This window comes from Burkholderia alba, assembly GCF_034721475.1.
In the GTDB taxonomy this organism is placed as follows: domain Bacteria; phylum Pseudomonadota; class Gammaproteobacteria; order Burkholderiales; family Burkholderiaceae; genus Burkholderia; species Burkholderia alba.
Genome location: NZ_JAWJWL010000036.1, coordinates 38,259 through 53,227, shown reverse-complemented (window position 1 = coordinate 53,227; position 14,969 = coordinate 38,259). Strand labels below are relative to the sequence as shown.

Below are 14,969 nucleotides of genomic sequence, written 5' to 3'. Positions count from 1 at the left end.
GGCGTGGTGTTCGAGCAGGTGACGCTCAGGGTCGTCTGTTGGTTGAGCGCGGACGCGAGCACGCCGGTGGTGCCGAACGCGAGCGGGTTGGCCGCGATCGTGCAGTTCGCCTGGATCGTCAGCGTGACGAGAAAGGTAGCGGTGGCCGTGCCGTTCGAATAGACGGCGGCTTCGGCGGAATGAAAGGCGGGGGTGGCGGCGAGCATTGCAGCGATTGCGGCCGACCCGAGCGAGCGGGAAAAAGTTTTCATCGCGAAGCGCTCCTGCTGATCTGATTTTTGGCGACCTGGTCCGGGCTCGGGTATTGAAACAATTAACGTCTTTTAAGGTTTCTTTCAGATAATAAATTCAAGACGCATTCAGACTTTTTAGTAAGATTAGCGCACGGATTATTGGGGTGCAACGGGAAAAGCCCTGAGCGGCCGGCGGGCGATCCCATGAGTCGCGCGGGCTTATTTTTTTGAGAAATGGGCTGCCGGCTGCTTTCGATTTCCTCCGCAATGGCTTTCGCCGGGCCGCTCGTGCCGGAAACCGATTCATCAGGCAAATTTAATGACAGTGTCGAAATAATTTGTAATTGACTGACTCATCCAATTCGGACGAGATTGTTTCGATTTGCAAAGCAGAGCCGCGGGTAAATTATTCGAGATATTTTTGATGTCAATCAGATTCGACCGAGCATCGGGTTCGGCGATCACAAGAACGGCTTCGGCGAGTGCTCGAGATGAAACGATGGATGCTGGCGTTGGCGGCTGTGCTGGGGCTGGGCGGCCCCTGGGCCGCGGCGCATGCCCAAAGCTGCTCGGTCACGGCGCCCGCGCCCAACTTCGGCTCGGTGAGCCCGATCGCGCTGTCGGCGGTGACCACCACGGCGACGATGACGGTCACCTGTACGTGGCCGGCGATTACGCTGACGCCGAGCGTGCTCGTGTGCCTCAACCTCAGCGGCACCAGCCCGCGCTACCTGACCAACGGCTCGAACCAGCTGCAGTACAACCTGTACCAGGACGCCGGGTATACGACGATGTGGGGCTCGACCTATTCGGGCACGACGCCGATCTCCGTCACGCTGGCGAAGCCGGTGCTGACGACGAGCACGAGCGCGAACGTGACGATCTACGGCCAGATCGCGGCGAACCAGCCGACCGTGCCGAGCGTCGGCAATGCGAGCACGGTCTACTCGCAGGCGTTTACCGGCAGCCAGACGTCGCTCAACTACAGCTTCTACCTGCTGACGCCGACGCCGTGCGCGTCGCAGACGTCGTCCGGCACGTTCTCGTTCACCGCGACGGCGACCGTCATCAACAACTGCAACATCACGGCGACCAACGTCGCGTTCGCGCCGACGGGCGTGATCCGCACGGCGCTGACCGCGACCGGCACGATCAATGCGCAGTGCACCAACGGCGACGCGTTCGAGATCGCGCTGAACGGCGGCGGGAGCGGCAGTGTCGCGGCGCGCACGATGCTGCGCTCGGGCGGCGGCGGATCGGTCAATTACCAGCTCTATCAGGACGCGGCGCACTCGATCGCGTGGGGAGACGGCACCAGCGGCACGTCGATGGCGACGGGCACGGGCAGCGGCACGTCGCAGGCGCTGACCGTCTACGGACTGGTGCCGGTGCAGGCGACGCCCGCGCCCGGCAGCTACAGCGACACGATCACCGCGACGATCAGCTTCTGACGGCGGACGGCCGCGGCGTTCAGACGTCGCGCACCAGCACGACCAGCTTCAGGTCTTCGCGATGCGCGGGCTTCAGCGTCATCTGCTGGTAGACCACGCGGCCCTCGCGCGGATGATCGAATTCGCGGGCGCCGCCTTCGCGCTCGCCGACATCCTGCGATGCCCAGTAGTGAGCGAACGCATCGCTGCCGGCGAGCAGCGCATCGATCAGCGCGCGGGTCGGCGCATCGTTCAGGTGGCGGATCGAATCGGCGCGGAACTCGGCCGCGAGCCGCCGCGCGCGGATTTCCCAATCGACGATCAAGGTTCGCGCCGCGGGCTCGATGAACGTGAAGCGCAGCAGGTTGCGGTCGTGCTCGCCGTCCAGCCAGCCGGCGAACAGCGCGGCGGCGGGCGGATTCCACGCCAGCGCGTTCCACTGGCGATCCAGCACGTAGGCGGGCGTGGCGACGAGCTGGACCGTCGCGAGCAGCGTGGCCGGCACGTCGGTCGCGGCCAGCTCGGGTTCGGCCGGGTCGCGCTGCGCGGCCAGTTCGAACAGATAGGCGCGCTCGGCGCGCGACAGCTGCAGCGCGACGGCGATCCGGGCGAGCGCGTCGGCGGATGCCGACACCTCGCGGCCCTGTTCGATCCACGTGTACCAGGTGGGGCTCACCCCGCACAGCTGCGCGACTTCCTCGCGCCGCAGCCCCGGCGTGCGCCGCCTGGGCCCGGGTGGCAGGCCGACGGCCTGCGGCGACAGGCGCTCGCGATGCGCGCGGATGAATTCGCCCAATGCGCGCGCCGGCGTGGCGTCGAGGGGCGGAGGAGGCGGGGAGACGGTCTTGGGATTCATGCGGCGGACAGGCAACCGGGATAGGCAGGTGGAATGAATACCAGAATAATTGCTTAGCTTGTACTGGTACAAAACGGGCCCTATTGTAGCGGCATGCCGGTCCGCGGTGGCGTGAACCGGCGCATCCCCACCTACCAGGAGCTGTCCATGAAACACCACGACCAGGTCGCCGATGCGTTCGGCTCGACCGCCGCCGCCTATCTGACGAGCACCGTCCATGCGACGGGCGAGGATCTGCGCGCGCTCGCCGCCGGGATCGCCGCGACGCCGGGCGCGGTGGTGCTGGACCTGGGCTGCGGCGCGGGGCACGCGAGCTTCGCGGCGGCGCCCGGCGCGCGCGAGGTGGTGGCCTACGACATCGCGCCGCCGATGCTGGCGACCGTCGCCGAGGCGGCGCGCGAGCGCGGGCTGGGCAATATCCGCGTGCAGCAGGGGCCGGCCGAGCAACTGCCGTTCGCGGACGGTTCGTTCGACTGGGTCGTGAGCCGGATGAGCGCGCATCACTGGCACGATGTGCCGCGCGCGCTCGCCGAAGTGCGCCGCGTGCTGAAGCCGGGCGGACAGGTGCGCTTCATCGATATCGCCGGCAGCGACCATCCGCTGCTCGATACGCATCTGCAGGCCGTGGAGGTGCTGCGCGACGCATCGCACATCCGCGACTACCGCGCGGACGAATGGCTCGCGCTGTTCGCGCAGGCGGGTTTTGCCGCGCGGGTGGCCGAGCGCTGGCGGCTGTCGATCGAGTTCGCGACGTGGGTCGCGCGGATGCGCACGCCGGACGAGCGGGTGGCCGCGATCCGTTCGCTGTGGCGCGGCGCGCCCGACGAGGTACGCGCGTACTTCGACGTGCAGCCCGACGGCTCGTTCAAGCTCGACGCGCTGATGATCGACGCGCGATAGCGGCGCAACGCGCGGCCGGATGCGGCGTGACGGCGGATTGCCGGAGGGGTCCGATCGTCGTTGCCGGGCGGGAGCGGCTGCGCGGGCTGTGTTCGGCGTCCCGGCGGGCCGCTCCGTGCCGATCCATGTCGGCGCGGAACGGTTGCCGCCATGCCGCGCCGACACGCGCCGGCCGCCGTGCTCAGCCGGTGTTGCGCAGGCCGGCCGCGATACCGTTGATGGTCAGGTGAATCCCGCGCCGCAGCCGTGCGTTGGTGTCGCCCGCGCGGTGCCGCTTGAGCAGTTCGACCTGCAGGTGATTAAGCGGATCGAGGTACGGGAAGCGGTTCTTGATCGAGCGCGCGAGCAGCGGATTGGCGGCGAGGCGCGCATCGTGCCCGGTGATCTCGGCCAGTGCCGCCGACGTGCGTTCCCATTCGGCGACGATCCGCTCGAACACGTGCTTGCGCAGCTTCTTGTCCGCGACGAGCTGTGCGTAGCGCGACGCGACCGCGAGATCGGTCTTCGCCAGCACCATGTCCATGTTCGACAGCAGGTTCGCGAAGAACGGCCAGGTCTTGTTCATCTTCCTGAGCAGCGCGATCCGCTTCGCGCGCTCGGCGTCGCCCGGCGCGCCGTCGAGGTAGGCGGCCACCGCGCTGCCGAACCCGTACCAGCCGGTTAGCAGCAGCCTGCACTGGCCCCACGAGAAACCCCACGGAATCGCCCGCAGATCCTCGATCTTGCGCTGCTTCGGATCCTGCAGCTTGCGTGACGCGGGCCGGCTGCCGATGTTCAGCTCGGCGATCTCGCTGATCGGCGTCGACAGGAAAAAGTAGTCGGTGAAGCCGGGGGTCTCGTAGACGAGCGCGCGGTAGGCGGCCATCGCGGCGTCGGATAGCGTCTGCATCGCGGCCTCGAACGCGGGCAACTGCGCGGGCGCGTTGCTGCGCGGCAGCAGCGACGCCTCGAGCGTCGCGGCGACCACCGTTTCCAGGTTGCGGCGGCCGATCTCGGGGTTGCCGAACTTGCTCGCGATCACCTCGCCCTGCTCGGTGAGCCGGATCTGGCCGTCCACCGTGCCGGGCGGCTGCGACAGGATCGCCTGGTAGGTCGGGCCGCCGCCTCGGCCGACCGTGCCGCCGCGCCCGTGGAACAGACGCAGCGTGATGTTGCGCTGGTGGAACAGCTCGACGAGCGCAAGCTCGGCGCGGTACAGCTCCCAGTTCGACGTCAGGAAGCCGCCGTCCTTGTTGCTGTCGGAGTAGCCGAGCATTACTTCCTGCTCGCCGCCCTGATGCGCGACGAGCGCCTTGACGCCGGGCAGCGCGAAGAAATCGCTCATGATGTGCGACGCATTGCGCAAATCGGCGATGGTCTCGAACAGCGGAATCACCATCAGCCCGCTGTGTGCGTCGCCGCGGCCGAAGGTGCCGTCGAGCAGGCCGGTTTCCTTCTGCAGTAGCAGGACCTCGACGAGATCGCTGACCGTTTCGGTGTGCGAGATGATGTAGTTGCGCACCGCGCGCGCGCCGAACTGCGCGCGCACCTCGCGGGCCTTTTCGAGCACGCCCAGTTCGCTCTGCGCGAGCGCCGAGTAGGCGAGATACGGCGAGCGCAGCGGACGCGGCTGCGCGAGCGCGTCGAGCAGCACGCGCAACTTGTCGGCTTCGGACAGCGCCGCATAGTCGGGCTCGACGCCCGCGCGCGCGAACAGCTCGGCGATCACCGCCTCGTGGATGTCGGAGCTTTGGCGCAGGTCGATGCTGGCCAGATGGAAGCCGAACACTTCGGCGGCGCGGATCAGCGGCTTGAGGCGCGGCGTCGCGAGCGACTCGCCGTGATGCCGGGCGAGCGAATCGAGCAGCACCTGCAGGTCGCGCGCGAAGTCCGCGGCGTCGTCATACGGCGTCGCGCGCACCGGCGCGGCGCCGCGTCCCGCGCTGCGCACCGCCACCACGCCCTGGCCGAGCCGCACCCGGGCGCTCGCGGCCAGCCGCGTGTAGACGCCGATCAGCGCGCGCCGGTACGGTTCGTCGACGCGGTGCGGCGACTGGTCGGGCGATGCGGCGGCGAGCGCCTTCAGCGCATCGCTCGCGCCCACCAGCAGGTTCGACACCGACAGCTCGGCGCCGAGCTTGTGTACCTGTTCCAGGTAGTGCTCGAGGATCACCGTCGCCTGGCGGTTGATCGCTTCGTCGAGCGTCGCAGCGGTCACGTTCGGGTTGCCGTCGCGGTCGCCGCCGATCCAGCTGCCCATCTGGAAGAACGCGGGCAGCCGCGCGGGCAGGCCGTGTTCGGCGAGCGCGGCTTCGATGTCGCCGTACAGCGCGGGCAGCTCGTCGAGGAAGGTCGCGCGGTAGTAGGACAGCGCGTTCTCGATTTCGTCCGCGACCGTCAGGCGGGCGTCGCGCAGCATCCGGGTCTGCCACAGCGTCGTCACGCGGGCGCGCAGCAGGGTTTCGTTGGTTGCGCGCTCGCGCGTCGTGAGCGGCTGGTCGCGCTCGGCGAGCAGCCGCGCGATGTCGTGCTGCGCGTCGAGGATGCTCTTGCGCTGCACCTCGGTCGGATGCGCGGTGAGCACCGGCACGATCAGCGCGTTGTCGAAGAAGCGCTTGACGACCTTCGACGATGCGTCGCCCGTCTGCTGCAGCTTCTCCAGCGCATACGCGACCGTGCCCGCCTGCGACGTCGAGCCGGCGAGCGCGTGGATGCGGCGCCGGCGATTGTGATGGCGGTCCTCCGCGATGTTCGCGAGATGCGAGAAGTAGCTGAACGCGCGCACGACGCTCACGGTCTGCTCGGGCGTCAGCTTGCGCAGCTTCTTCTCCAGGGTTTGCGCGGCGTCCTTGTCGTCCTCGCGGCGGAACTTGACGGCGGTCTGGCGGATGGTCTCGACCACATCGAATACCGAATCGCCTTCCTGTTCGCGCACCACGTCGCCCAGCAACCGGCCCAGATAGCGGATGTCCTCGAACAGCGGCTGATCCTTGTCCTCGCGCGTACGACCGTTCGTTTTGGCCGGAGCCGCGCCGTTGGCGGTGCGTATCGCATCTTTCGGCGTGCGGGCCGGTTTGGCGCGGACGGGCGCGGCGGCAGGGGTGGCGGAGGAGGAGGGGGCAGCATTGCGGCGCGCCGTGCGCGCCGATCCGGAAGACTTCACGATGGGTTTCCTTGGGAAAGCACGAGTGAACAGGGGACTGCGGTCTGGCTAGGCTGCGGAACGGCGGCGCATCAAGCGGCCCGCGAGGGGGCCGGCTGGGCGCGCATGCCGCGCCCAGCCTGGGAAAGCGGGGAAGGCGTGCGTGCTACCATTGTTCGTTCCTAGATCCCGTCCTGCGATGTTTCTGCAATGAATTCCGAGACCCTTTCGGCCACGCCCCCCGCGACGCTGACGATTGCCTCGCGTGAGAGCCGCCTCGCCATGTGGCAGGCCGAACATGTGCGTGATGCGCTGCGCAAATTATATCCAGCTTGCGACGTGAAAATCCTCGGGATGACCACGCGCGGCGATCAAATTCTCGACCGCACGCTGTCGAAGGTGGGCGGCAAGGGCCTGTTCGTGAAGGAACTGGAGACCGCGCTGGCCGACGGCCGCGCCGATCTCGCCGTGCATTCGCTGAAGGATGTGCCGATGGCGCTGCCCGACGGCTTCGCGCTCGCGGCGATCCTGCGCCGCGAGGATCCGCGCGACGCGTTCGTGTCGAATCATCATGCCTCGCTCGCCGAACTGCCCGCGGGCGCGGTGGTCGGCACGTCGAGCCTGCGCCGCGAGGCGATGCTGCGGGCCCGCTACCCGCATCTCGAGGTCCGGCCGCTGCGCGGCAATCTCGACACGCGCCTCGGCAAGCTCGACCGCGGCGATTACGCGGGGATCATCCTGGCGGCCGCCGGCTTGAAGCGCCTGGGCCTCGGCGCGCGGATCCGCGCGCTGCTCGACGTCGCGGACAGTCCGCCCGCCGCCGGCCAGGGCGCGCTCGGCATCGAGATCGCCGCGCATCGCGCGGACGTCGCGGGCTGGCTCGCGCCGCTGCACGACCCGTCGACGGCGCTGGCGGTCGAGGCCGAGCGGATGGTGTCGCGCCGGCTCGGCGGCAGTTGCGAGGTGCCGCTTGCCGCGCACGCGGTCTGGCGGGACGACGGATTGCACCTCACCGGCCGCGTGTCGACGACGGACGGCAGCCGGGTGCTGACCGCGCAGGCGCGGGCCGCGGCGACCACCGTCGACGATGCGCTCGCGCTCGGCCTGGCCGTGTCCGACGATCTGGAGCGCCAGGGCGCCCGCGAGATCGTCGAGGCGCTGCTCGCGGCGAGCGCGCGGCGGGGCGACGCGTGATGGCGGGCGCGCCGCGCAGGTTCGCCGCGATCCTGACCCGGCCCGACGGGCAGTCGGCGCCGCTCGCCGCACGGCTGGCCGACGCGGGGCTCGACGTGCTCGATTTCCCGCTGATCGAGATCGCGCCGCTCGCCGACGATGCGCCGCTCGTCGCCGCGTTCGCGCGGCTCGACGCCTATGCGCTCGTCGTGTTCGTGTCGCCGAACGCGATCGACCACGCGCTCGCGCGCTACCGGTCGATCTGGCCGCATCCGCTGCCGGTCGGCGTGGTCGGGCCGGGCAGCGTCGCGGCGCTGGAACGGCACGGCATCGCGGGCGACGCCTATCGGGTGATCGCGCCGCATACGCCCGACGACGGCGCCGAGCCGCATTACGATTCCGAAAGCCTGTTCGTGGCGATCGACGCCGCGTTCGGCGGCGCGGCCGGCCTGGCCGGCAAGCGCGTGCTGATCGTGCGCGGCGACGGCGGCCGCGAATGGCTCGCCGAGCGGCTGCGCGAAGCGGGCGCGGAGGTCGAGCTGGTGGCCGCCTACCGGCGCGTCGCGCCCGAGCCGTCGATCGCCGCGTGGGAGCGCGTGCATGCGCTGCTGGCCGGCGCCCCGCATGCGTGGCTCGTCACCAGTTCCGAGGGCGTGCGCAACCTGAACGAACTCGCGCACGAGCACCTGAACGACGCCGAGATCGACGCGCTCAGGCACGCGCCGCTCATCGCGCCGCATCCCCGCATCGCGGAAACCGCGCGCGCATTGGGTTTTGATAGGATTACGCTGTCCGGCGCGGGCGATGAGCGCATCGTACGCGCCTTCCGTTCGTTGGCCGACACGGCCGTTCAAGCGGCGACAGCCGCACCGGTGCCTCCACGCATGACTGATACCAACGATTCCAAGCAAGCTTCCCCCTCCCGGCCGACCGCATCCGCCGTGCCGCCCAATCAGCCGTTCACGCCCTTCGAGGCGAAGGAGCGGCGCGGCGGCGGCAGCGGCGGCGCGCTCGCCGCGCTGTGGTTCGTGGTCGTCGTGATCGTCTGCGCGGCGGGCGTCGGCGGCTACGCGCTGAACCGCAAGGTCGACCGGCTCGACCAGCACGCGGTCGATCGCCAGAAGGCGCTCGACGCGCAGACCGCCGAAACGCGGATGAAGACGGATCAGGCGCTGGCGAGCGTGCATCAGGTCGACGCGCAGCTGTCGCAGTTCGAGGGCAAGCTGTCCGATGCGCAGAACGCGCAGCAGGCGCTGCAGCAGCAATATCAGGATCTCGCCCGCAACCGCGACGCGTGGATGCTCGAGGAAGTCGACCAGATGCTGTCGAGCGCGAGCCAGCAGCTGCAGCTGACGGGCAATACGCAGCTCGCGCTGATCGCGCTGCAGAACGCCGATTCGCGGCTCGCCACGTCGCAGAGCGCGCAGGCGGTCACCGTGCGCAAGGCGCTCGCGCAGGACATCGACAAGCTGAAGGCCGCGCCGTCCGCCGATCTCACCGGCCTCGCGATCAAGCTCGACGACGCGATCGGCAAGGTCGACGACCTGCCGCTCGNCAGGCGGTCACCGTGCGCAAGGCGCTCGCGCAGGACATCGACAAGCTGAAGGCCGCGCCGTCCGCCGATCTCACCGGCCTCGCGATCAAGCTCGACGACGCGATCGGCAAGGTCGACGACCTGCCGCTCGCGGGCGAGGCGCTGGTGCTGCACGCGGCGCCGAAGGCGAGCGCCGCGGCCGCGCCGGCCGCGGCCGGCGAGCCGCGCTGGAAGGGATGGTGGCGGGATTTCTCGGCCGGCATCGGCGAGCAGCTGAAAGGGCTCGTGCAGGTGCGCCGGATCGACAACGCCGATGCGATGCTGACGTCGCCCGACCAGGGTTATTTCGTGCGCGAGAACGTGAAGCTGCGGCTGCTCGCCGCGCGGCTGTCGCTGCTCGCGCGCAACGAGCCCGCGATGAAGTCCGACCTGCACGCCGCGCAGGCGACGCTCGCGCGCTACTTCGACGGCGCGTCGAAGAACACCCAGGTGGTTCAGGATCTGCTGAAGCAGGTCGATGCCGCGTCGCTGACCGTCGCGGTGCCGAACCTGAACACCAGCCTGAACGCGGTTCAACAGTTCAAGAGCCGGGGTTGACGATGACGCTGCGTGGAATCATTTGGCTCGCCATCCTGTTCGCTGTCGCCGCGGCGCTCGCGACGGTGGGACGCTTCGACACCGGCCAGGTGCTGCTCGTCTATCCGCCGTACCGGGTCGACCTGTCGCTGAACCTGTTCGTGTTCGCGATCATCGTGCTGTTCATCGCGCTCTATGCGTTGCTGCGCATCGTGCGCAACATCTGGCGGATGCCGCAGCGGGTCGCGGCCTATCGCGCGCGCGCGCGCAACGAGAAGGCGCAGGCGTCGCTGCGCGATGCGATCTCGAATCTGTACGCGGGCCGTTTCTCGCGCGCGGAGAAGGCCGCGCGCGATTCGCTGACGATCGATGCGAACCAGGGCGCGGCGGGGCTGGTCGCCGCGGCGGCCGCGCACCGGATGCACGAGTACGCGCGCCGCGACGAATGGCTCGGCAAGGTCAGCGCGCCCGAGTGGCAGGATGCGCGGCTTCTCGCGACCGCCGACATGCGCGCCGACGGCCGCGACGCGGAAGGGGCGCTCGCCGCGCTCGCCGAGATGCAGGCATCCGGCGGCAAGCGGATCCACGCGCAGCAGGTGGCGCTGCGCGCGCAGCAGCAATTGAAGAACTGGGCCGAGGTGCTGAAGCTCGCCAAGACGCTCGAGAAGCGCGAGGCGCTGCATCCGGCGGCGGCGGTGCGGCTGCGCCAGCAAGCGGCGGAACATCTGCTGCGCGATCGGCGGCATGACGCCGACGCGCTGCTGGAAGTGTGGCAATCGCTGTCCGCGACGGAGCGGCAGTCGCCGCGCCTCGCCGATCTGGCCGCCGAGCTGCTGGTGGTGCTCGAGCGTCGTCCGGAAGCGCGCCGGATCGTCGAGGATGCGCTCGCGCACAACTGGGACGCGCGGCTGCTGCGCCGCTATCCGGATACCGCCGGCGCGGACGTGTTGCCGCTGATCCAGAAGGCGGAGACCTGGAAGAAGGATCATGCGGAAGACGCCGATCTGCTGTTCGCGCTGGGCCGGTTGTGCCAGCAGCAACAGCTGTGGGGCAAGGCGCAGTCGTTCCTCGAGGCCGCGCTCAAGCTGGCGGACAACGAGCCGCTGAAGGTCCGCGCGCATCGCGCGCTCGCCCGCCTGTTCGAGCATCTGGGCGAGACCGACAAGGCGGCCCGGCATTACCGCGAAAGCGCGCTGGCGATCACGGTGGCGTAAGCCGCCGCAGCAGGAGCGAAAACGGCGGCCGTTCGGCCGCCGTTTTTTTTACCCGCGCGCGCCGGCCGGCTACCGGTTGACGAGCGCCTTCGGCACCGACAACGCGAGCAGGCCGCCGAGCAGCATGAACGCGGCGAGCATGTACATGCCCGCGTCGTTGGATGCGGTGGCCTGCTTGAGCCAGCCGACCATGTACGGGCTCAGGAAGCCGGCGAGGTTGCCGACCGAGTTGATCATCGCGATGCCCGCCGCGGCCGCCGCGCCGCCGAGGAAGGCGGTGGGCAGGCTCCAGAACAGCGGCAGCGTGGTCAGGATGCCCACGGTCGCGAGCGTGAGGCCCACCATCGCGAGCGCGGTTTCGTGCGCCCAGGCGACGGACAGCAGCAGGCCGATCGCGCCCATCGCGGCGGGCATCGCGATGTGCCAGCGCCGTTCGCGGCGGCGGTCGGCGCTGCGAGCGATCAGGATCATCCCGACCACGGCGGCCGCGTAGGGAATCGCGGACAGGAGGCCGATCGAGAAGGCATCGGTGACGCCGGTCGATTTGATGATCGTCGGCAGCCAGAAGCCGACGCCGTACAGTCCCATCACGAACGAAAAGTAGATCAGGCACATCAGCCACACGCGCGGGCTCGAGAACACGCCGCCGAGCGACGGATTGTCCTTGACCGCCTCCTCGACTTGGATGTTGCGTTCGAGCAGCGCTTTTTCAGCGTCGGTCAGCCAGCGCGCCTTCGCGATCCGGTCGTCGAGCCGGAAGAACACCAGCACGCCGACCAGCACCGACGGAATCCCTTCGAGCAGGAAGAGCCACTGCCAGCCGTGCCAGCCGTTCGATCCGTGGAAGGTCTTGAGGATGTAGCCGGATACCGGGCCGCCGATCACGCCGGACAGCGCGACGGCCGTCATGAAGAAGGTCGTCATCCGGCCGCGCCGGTTGGCCGGGTACCAGTAGGTCAGGTACAGGATTACGCCGGGGAAGAAGCCAGCCTCGGCGACGCCGAGCAGGAAGCGCATCGTGTAGAACATCGTGGGGGTGGTGACGAACATCATCAGCGCCGAGATGATCCCCCATGTGACCATGATCCGCGCGATCCAGACGCGCGCGCCGACCCGGTGCAGGATGATGTTGCTCGGCACCTCGAACAGGAAGTAGCCGAAGAAGAAGATCCCCGCGCCGAGACCGTAGACGGTGTCCGACAGATTCAGGTCGGCCGCCATCTGCAGCTTCGCGAAGCCGACGTTGACGCGGTCGAGATACGCGACCACGTAGCAGAGCAGCAGCAGCGGCGTGAGCCGCCACGAGACCTTGCGGTAGGTGGCCTCCTCGAACGCGGACGGCGCGCCCGGAATGGGCGATGCGGTACTGGTCATGATGTCTCCTCTTGTTATGGATCGAGCGGCGCGCCGCGTCAGATGCAGCGGCCGCCGTCGACCTCCAGGCAGACGCCGGTGATGAACTCGGCCTCGTCGGACGCGAGGTAGAGCGCCGCGTTGGCGATGTCCTGCGGCGTCGACAGCCGGCCGAGCGGAATCGTCGCGAGAAAGCGCCGGCGGTTGTCCGGAGTGTCCGCCACGCCCATGAACTCCGTCATCAGCGCCGTTTCGCCGAGCACGGGGTTGATGCAGTTCACGCGGATGCGCTCGGCGCCGAGTTCGGCGGCGAGCGTCTTGCTGGCGGTGATCATCGCGCCCTTCGTGCTGTTGTACCAGACGAGGCCGGGGCGCGGGCGCACGCCCGCGGTCGACGCGATGTTGACGAACACGCCGCCGCCCTGGCCGCGAAAGTACGGCACCAGGGTCTGCACGCTCCAGAACAGGCTCTTCATGTTGACCGCGTAGACCCGGTCGTACTCGGCTTCCGTCACGTCGAGCACGGGCTTGTTGCGATGGGTGGTGCCGGCGTTGTTGACGATGATCTGCACGGTGCCGAAGTCGTCGAGCGCCGCGGCGAGCAGCGCGCGCCAGTCGTCGCCCTTCGATACGTCGCCCTGCACCGCGATCGCGCGTCCGCCCGCCAGCGCGATCTCGCTCGCGACCCGCTCGGCGGCCGCGCCGTTCAGATCGTTGACGACGACGTTCGCGCCTTCGCGCGCATAGGTTTTCGCGATGCCTTCGCCGAATCCCGAGCCGCCGCCCGTGACGATCGCTGTCTTGCCGCTCAACCGCATGTCTATCTCCTGTCTGTTGATCGTGGAAGCCGGGCGGGCGCCGTGCGCCGCGCCGGCTGTTGCGGGTTCGGCGCCGTGCCGCCGGCATGCGCGCCGCCGGGTCGTAACGACTTCCGGCGCGCGGGCGAAGCCGGTCGCCCCGCGCCGCCGCTCGAATGGGTCTAGCCGTGCTTCAGCGCGATGGTTTTCAGCGCGGTGAAGCCGTACAGCGCTTCGAAGCCTTTCTCGCGGCCATGACCCGAATGGCCGACGCCGCCGAACGGCAGCTCGACGCCGCCCCCCGCGCCGTAGTTGTTGACGAATACCTGGCCCGCGCGCACGCGACGCGCGATGCGCAGCTGCCGCGCGCCGTCGCGGGTCCAGATGCCCGCGACGAGACCGTAGCGGGTGCTATTCGCGAGCGCGAGCGCCTCGTCCTCGTCGCGGAAGCGCATCGCGGCGAGCACGGGACCGAACACTTCTTCCTGGGCGAGCCGGTGCGTCGGCGGCACGTCGCGCAGCAGCGCGGGCGCCTGGTAGAAGCCGGTTTCGGGCGCGTCGGGTACCACTTCGCCGTGCGCGGCCATCGCGATGCCGTCGTGCTGCGCGTCGGACAGGAAATCCCAAACGCGCTGCTGCTGTTTCGCGTTGATCAGCGGGCCGCAATCGAGATCGGCCCGGCTCGGGCCGACCCGCAGCGCGTTAAACGCGGTCGCGAGCCGGTCGACGAGCGGCTCGTAGACCGCATGCTCGATCAGCACGCGGCTGCCGGCCGAGCAGGTCTGCCCGCCGTTCTGCACGATCGCGGCGACGAGCACGGGCAGCGCCGCTTCGAGATCGGCGTCGGCGAAGACGATTTGCGGCGATTTCCCGCCCAGCTCGAGCGTGACGGGCGCGTGGTGCTCGGCGGCCATCTGCGCGACCAGCCGGCCGGTATCGGGGGAGCCGGTGAACGAGATGTGATCGATGCCGGGGTGGCGCGCGAGCGCCGCGCCCGCCTCGTGGCCGTAGCCCGTCACGAGGTTCAGCGCGCCGGGCGGCAGGCCGGCCTCGGCGGCCAGTTCGGCGACCCGCAGCAGCGACAGGCAGGCATCCTCGGCCGGTTTCACCACGCACGCATTGCCGGCCGCGAGCGCGGCGCCGATGCTGCGCCCGAAGATCTGCATCGGGTAGTTCCACGGCACGATATGGCCCGTGACGCCGTGCGGCTCGCGGATCGTGAGCACCGTATAACCGGCCTGGTAGGGCAGCGTCTCGCCGTGCAGCTTGTCGGCGGCGCCGGCATAGAATTCGAAGTAGCGGGCGAGCGCGGCTGCATCGGCGCGGGCCTGCCTGAGCGGCTTGCCGGTGTCGCGCGCCTCGATCTGCGCGAGTTCCTCCTGGCAGGCGGCGACGCGCATCGACAGCCGGTACAGCGCCCGTCCGCGTTCGGCCGCGCTCGCGGCGCCCCAGGCGCCGTCGAAGGCGGCGCGGGCGGCGCGCACCGCGGCGTCGATGTCGGTCGCGTTGCCGCGCGCGAGCTGCGCGAACGGCGCGCCGTCGGACGGATCGATCACGGCGATCGTTTCGCCGGCCGCCGGCGCGGCCCATTCGCCCGCGATGAAGTGCTTCGCCTCTTCCATGCCTGCTCCTCGCTTTCTGGTCGTGCGTCGGATCGACCGGGCGATTATCCGCCGTCCGTCATCGAAGCGTCGCCGGTCGATTGGCTATAATGGCGCATTCCTTCGGGGGCGCGCTATTGTGGCGCACCCTGTCCCGATATCCATCCGCACTTCAGAGAAC

The 14,969-nt window shown here is 69.3% G+C and carries 10 protein-coding genes and 2 pseudogenes; 6 read left to right on the top strand and 6 right to left on the bottom strand.

Translation table 11 applies throughout. The annotated features are described in order from the left end of the window. Positions 1–251: spore coat protein U domain-containing protein (locus RZR99_RS28380; protein WP_323123094.1), on the bottom strand; the 251-nt coding region annotated here is incomplete at its 3' end. 473 nt (positions 252–724) lie between these two features. On the opposite strand from RZR99_RS28380, the gene RZR99_RS28375 reads away from it, so the two are divergent. Beyond that, on the top strand, positions 725–1,684 hold the full coding sequence (locus RZR99_RS28375; protein ID WP_323123093.1) for a Csu type fimbrial protein: 960 nt from the start codon (positions 725–727) through the stop codon (positions 1,682–1,684). A gap of 19 nt (positions 1,685–1,703) precedes the next feature. Here the strand turns inward: RZR99_RS28375 and RZR99_RS28370 are convergent, their stop codons facing one another. After that, positions 1,704–2,519 carry a helix-turn-helix transcriptional regulator gene (locus tag RZR99_RS28370; protein ID WP_323123092.1) on the bottom strand — a complete coding sequence of 272 codons (816 nt, stop codon included), beginning with the start codon at positions 2,517–2,519 and terminating at the stop codon, positions 1,704–1,706. 147 nt (positions 2,520–2,666) lie between these two features. On the opposite strand from RZR99_RS28370, the gene RZR99_RS28365 reads away from it, so the two are divergent. Continuing rightward, positions 2,667–3,419 (top strand): class I SAM-dependent methyltransferase, encoded by a 753-nt coding sequence (locus tag RZR99_RS28365; protein WP_323123091.1) that lies wholly within the window; start codon positions 2,667–2,669, stop codon positions 3,417–3,419. Positions 3,420–3,600: 181 nt separating this feature from the next. Here the strand turns inward: RZR99_RS28365 and ppc are convergent, their stop codons facing one another. After that, positions 3,601–6,561: a phosphoenolpyruvate carboxylase gene (ppc, locus tag RZR99_RS28360; RefSeq protein ID WP_323123090.1), complete on the bottom strand. Its 2,961-nt coding sequence runs from the start codon at positions 6,559–6,561 to the stop codon at positions 3,601–3,603. A gap of 189 nt (positions 6,562–6,750) precedes the next feature. On the opposite strand from ppc, the gene hemC reads away from it, so the two are divergent. The 4 genes and pseudogenes from hemC to RZR99_RS28340 all read left to right on the top strand — a co-directional run bounded on the left by hemC (position 6,751) and on the right by RZR99_RS28340 (position 11,037). Further along, on the top strand, positions 6,751–7,734 hold the full coding sequence (gene hemC, locus RZR99_RS28355) for a hydroxymethylbilane synthase (RefSeq protein ID WP_323123089.1): 984 nt from the start codon (positions 6,751–6,753) through the stop codon (positions 7,732–7,734). After that, positions 7,734–9,259 (top strand): annotated as a pseudogene (hemDX, locus tag RZR99_RS28350) (fused uroporphyrinogen-III synthase HemD/membrane protein HemX); the annotation flags it as partial. The gene hemC and the pseudogene hemDX, both read left to right, overlap by 1 nt. Before the next feature lie 3 nt (positions 9,260–9,262). Continuing rightward, positions 9,263–9,844, top strand: a pseudogene (locus tag RZR99_RS33585) (uroporphyrinogen-III C-methyltransferase); the annotation flags it as partial. Positions 9,845–9,846: 2 nt separating this feature from the next. Continuing rightward, complete coding sequence (locus tag RZR99_RS28340; protein WP_323123088.1) at positions 9,847–11,037, top strand: heme biosynthesis protein HemY; 1,191 nt, start codon at positions 9,847–9,849, stop codon at positions 11,035–11,037. A 69-nt stretch (positions 11,038–11,106) separates the two neighbouring features. Here RZR99_RS28340 and RZR99_RS28335 read toward each other — a convergent pair whose 3' ends face one another. The 3 genes from RZR99_RS28335 to RZR99_RS28325 all read right to left on the bottom strand — a co-directional run bounded on the left by RZR99_RS28335 (position 11,107) and on the right by RZR99_RS28325 (position 14,809). Then, complete coding sequence (locus RZR99_RS28335) at positions 11,107–12,411, bottom strand: MFS transporter (protein ID WP_323123087.1); 1,305 nt, start codon at positions 12,409–12,411, stop codon at positions 11,107–11,109. Between the two features lie 38 nt (positions 12,412–12,449). After that, positions 12,450–13,208: an SDR family oxidoreductase gene (locus tag RZR99_RS28330; protein WP_323123086.1), complete on the bottom strand. Its 759-nt coding sequence runs from the start codon at positions 13,206–13,208 to the stop codon at positions 12,450–12,452. A 161-nt stretch (positions 13,209–13,369) separates the two neighbouring features. Next, entirely contained in the window at positions 13,370–14,809 is a 1,440-nt protein-coding gene (locus RZR99_RS28325) for an aldehyde dehydrogenase family protein (RefSeq protein WP_323123085.1), read from the bottom strand. Positions 14,810–14,969 lie beyond the last annotated feature (160 nt).

Coding starts and splice junctions, on each gene's coding strand:
- RZR99_RS28325 (WP_323123085.1), bottom strand. CDS start 14,809: ATGGAAGAGGCGAAGCACTTCATCGCGGGCGAATGGGCCGCGCCGGCG.
- RZR99_RS28330 (WP_323123086.1), bottom strand. CDS start 13,208: ATGCGGTTGAGCGGCAAGACAGCGATCGTCACGGGCGGCGGCTCGGGA.
- hemC (WP_323123089.1), top strand. CDS start 6,751: ATGAATTCCGAGACCCTTTCGGCCACGCCCCCCGCGACGCTGACGATT.
- RZR99_RS28365 (WP_323123091.1), top strand. CDS start 2,667: ATGAAACACCACGACCAGGTCGCCGATGCGTTCGGCTCGACCGCCGCC.
- RZR99_RS28335 (WP_323123087.1), bottom strand. CDS start 12,411: ATGACCAGTACCGCATCGCCCATTCCGGGCGCGCCGTCCGCGTTCGAG.
- RZR99_RS28370 (WP_323123092.1), bottom strand. CDS start 2,519: ATGAATCCCAAGACCGTCTCCCCGCCTCCTCCGCCCCTCGACGCCACG.
- RZR99_RS28340 (WP_323123088.1), top strand. CDS start 9,847: ATGACGCTGCGTGGAATCATTTGGCTCGCCATCCTGTTCGCTGTCGCC.
- RZR99_RS28375 (WP_323123093.1), top strand. CDS start 725: ATGAAACGATGGATGCTGGCGTTGGCGGCTGTGCTGGGGCTGGGCGGC.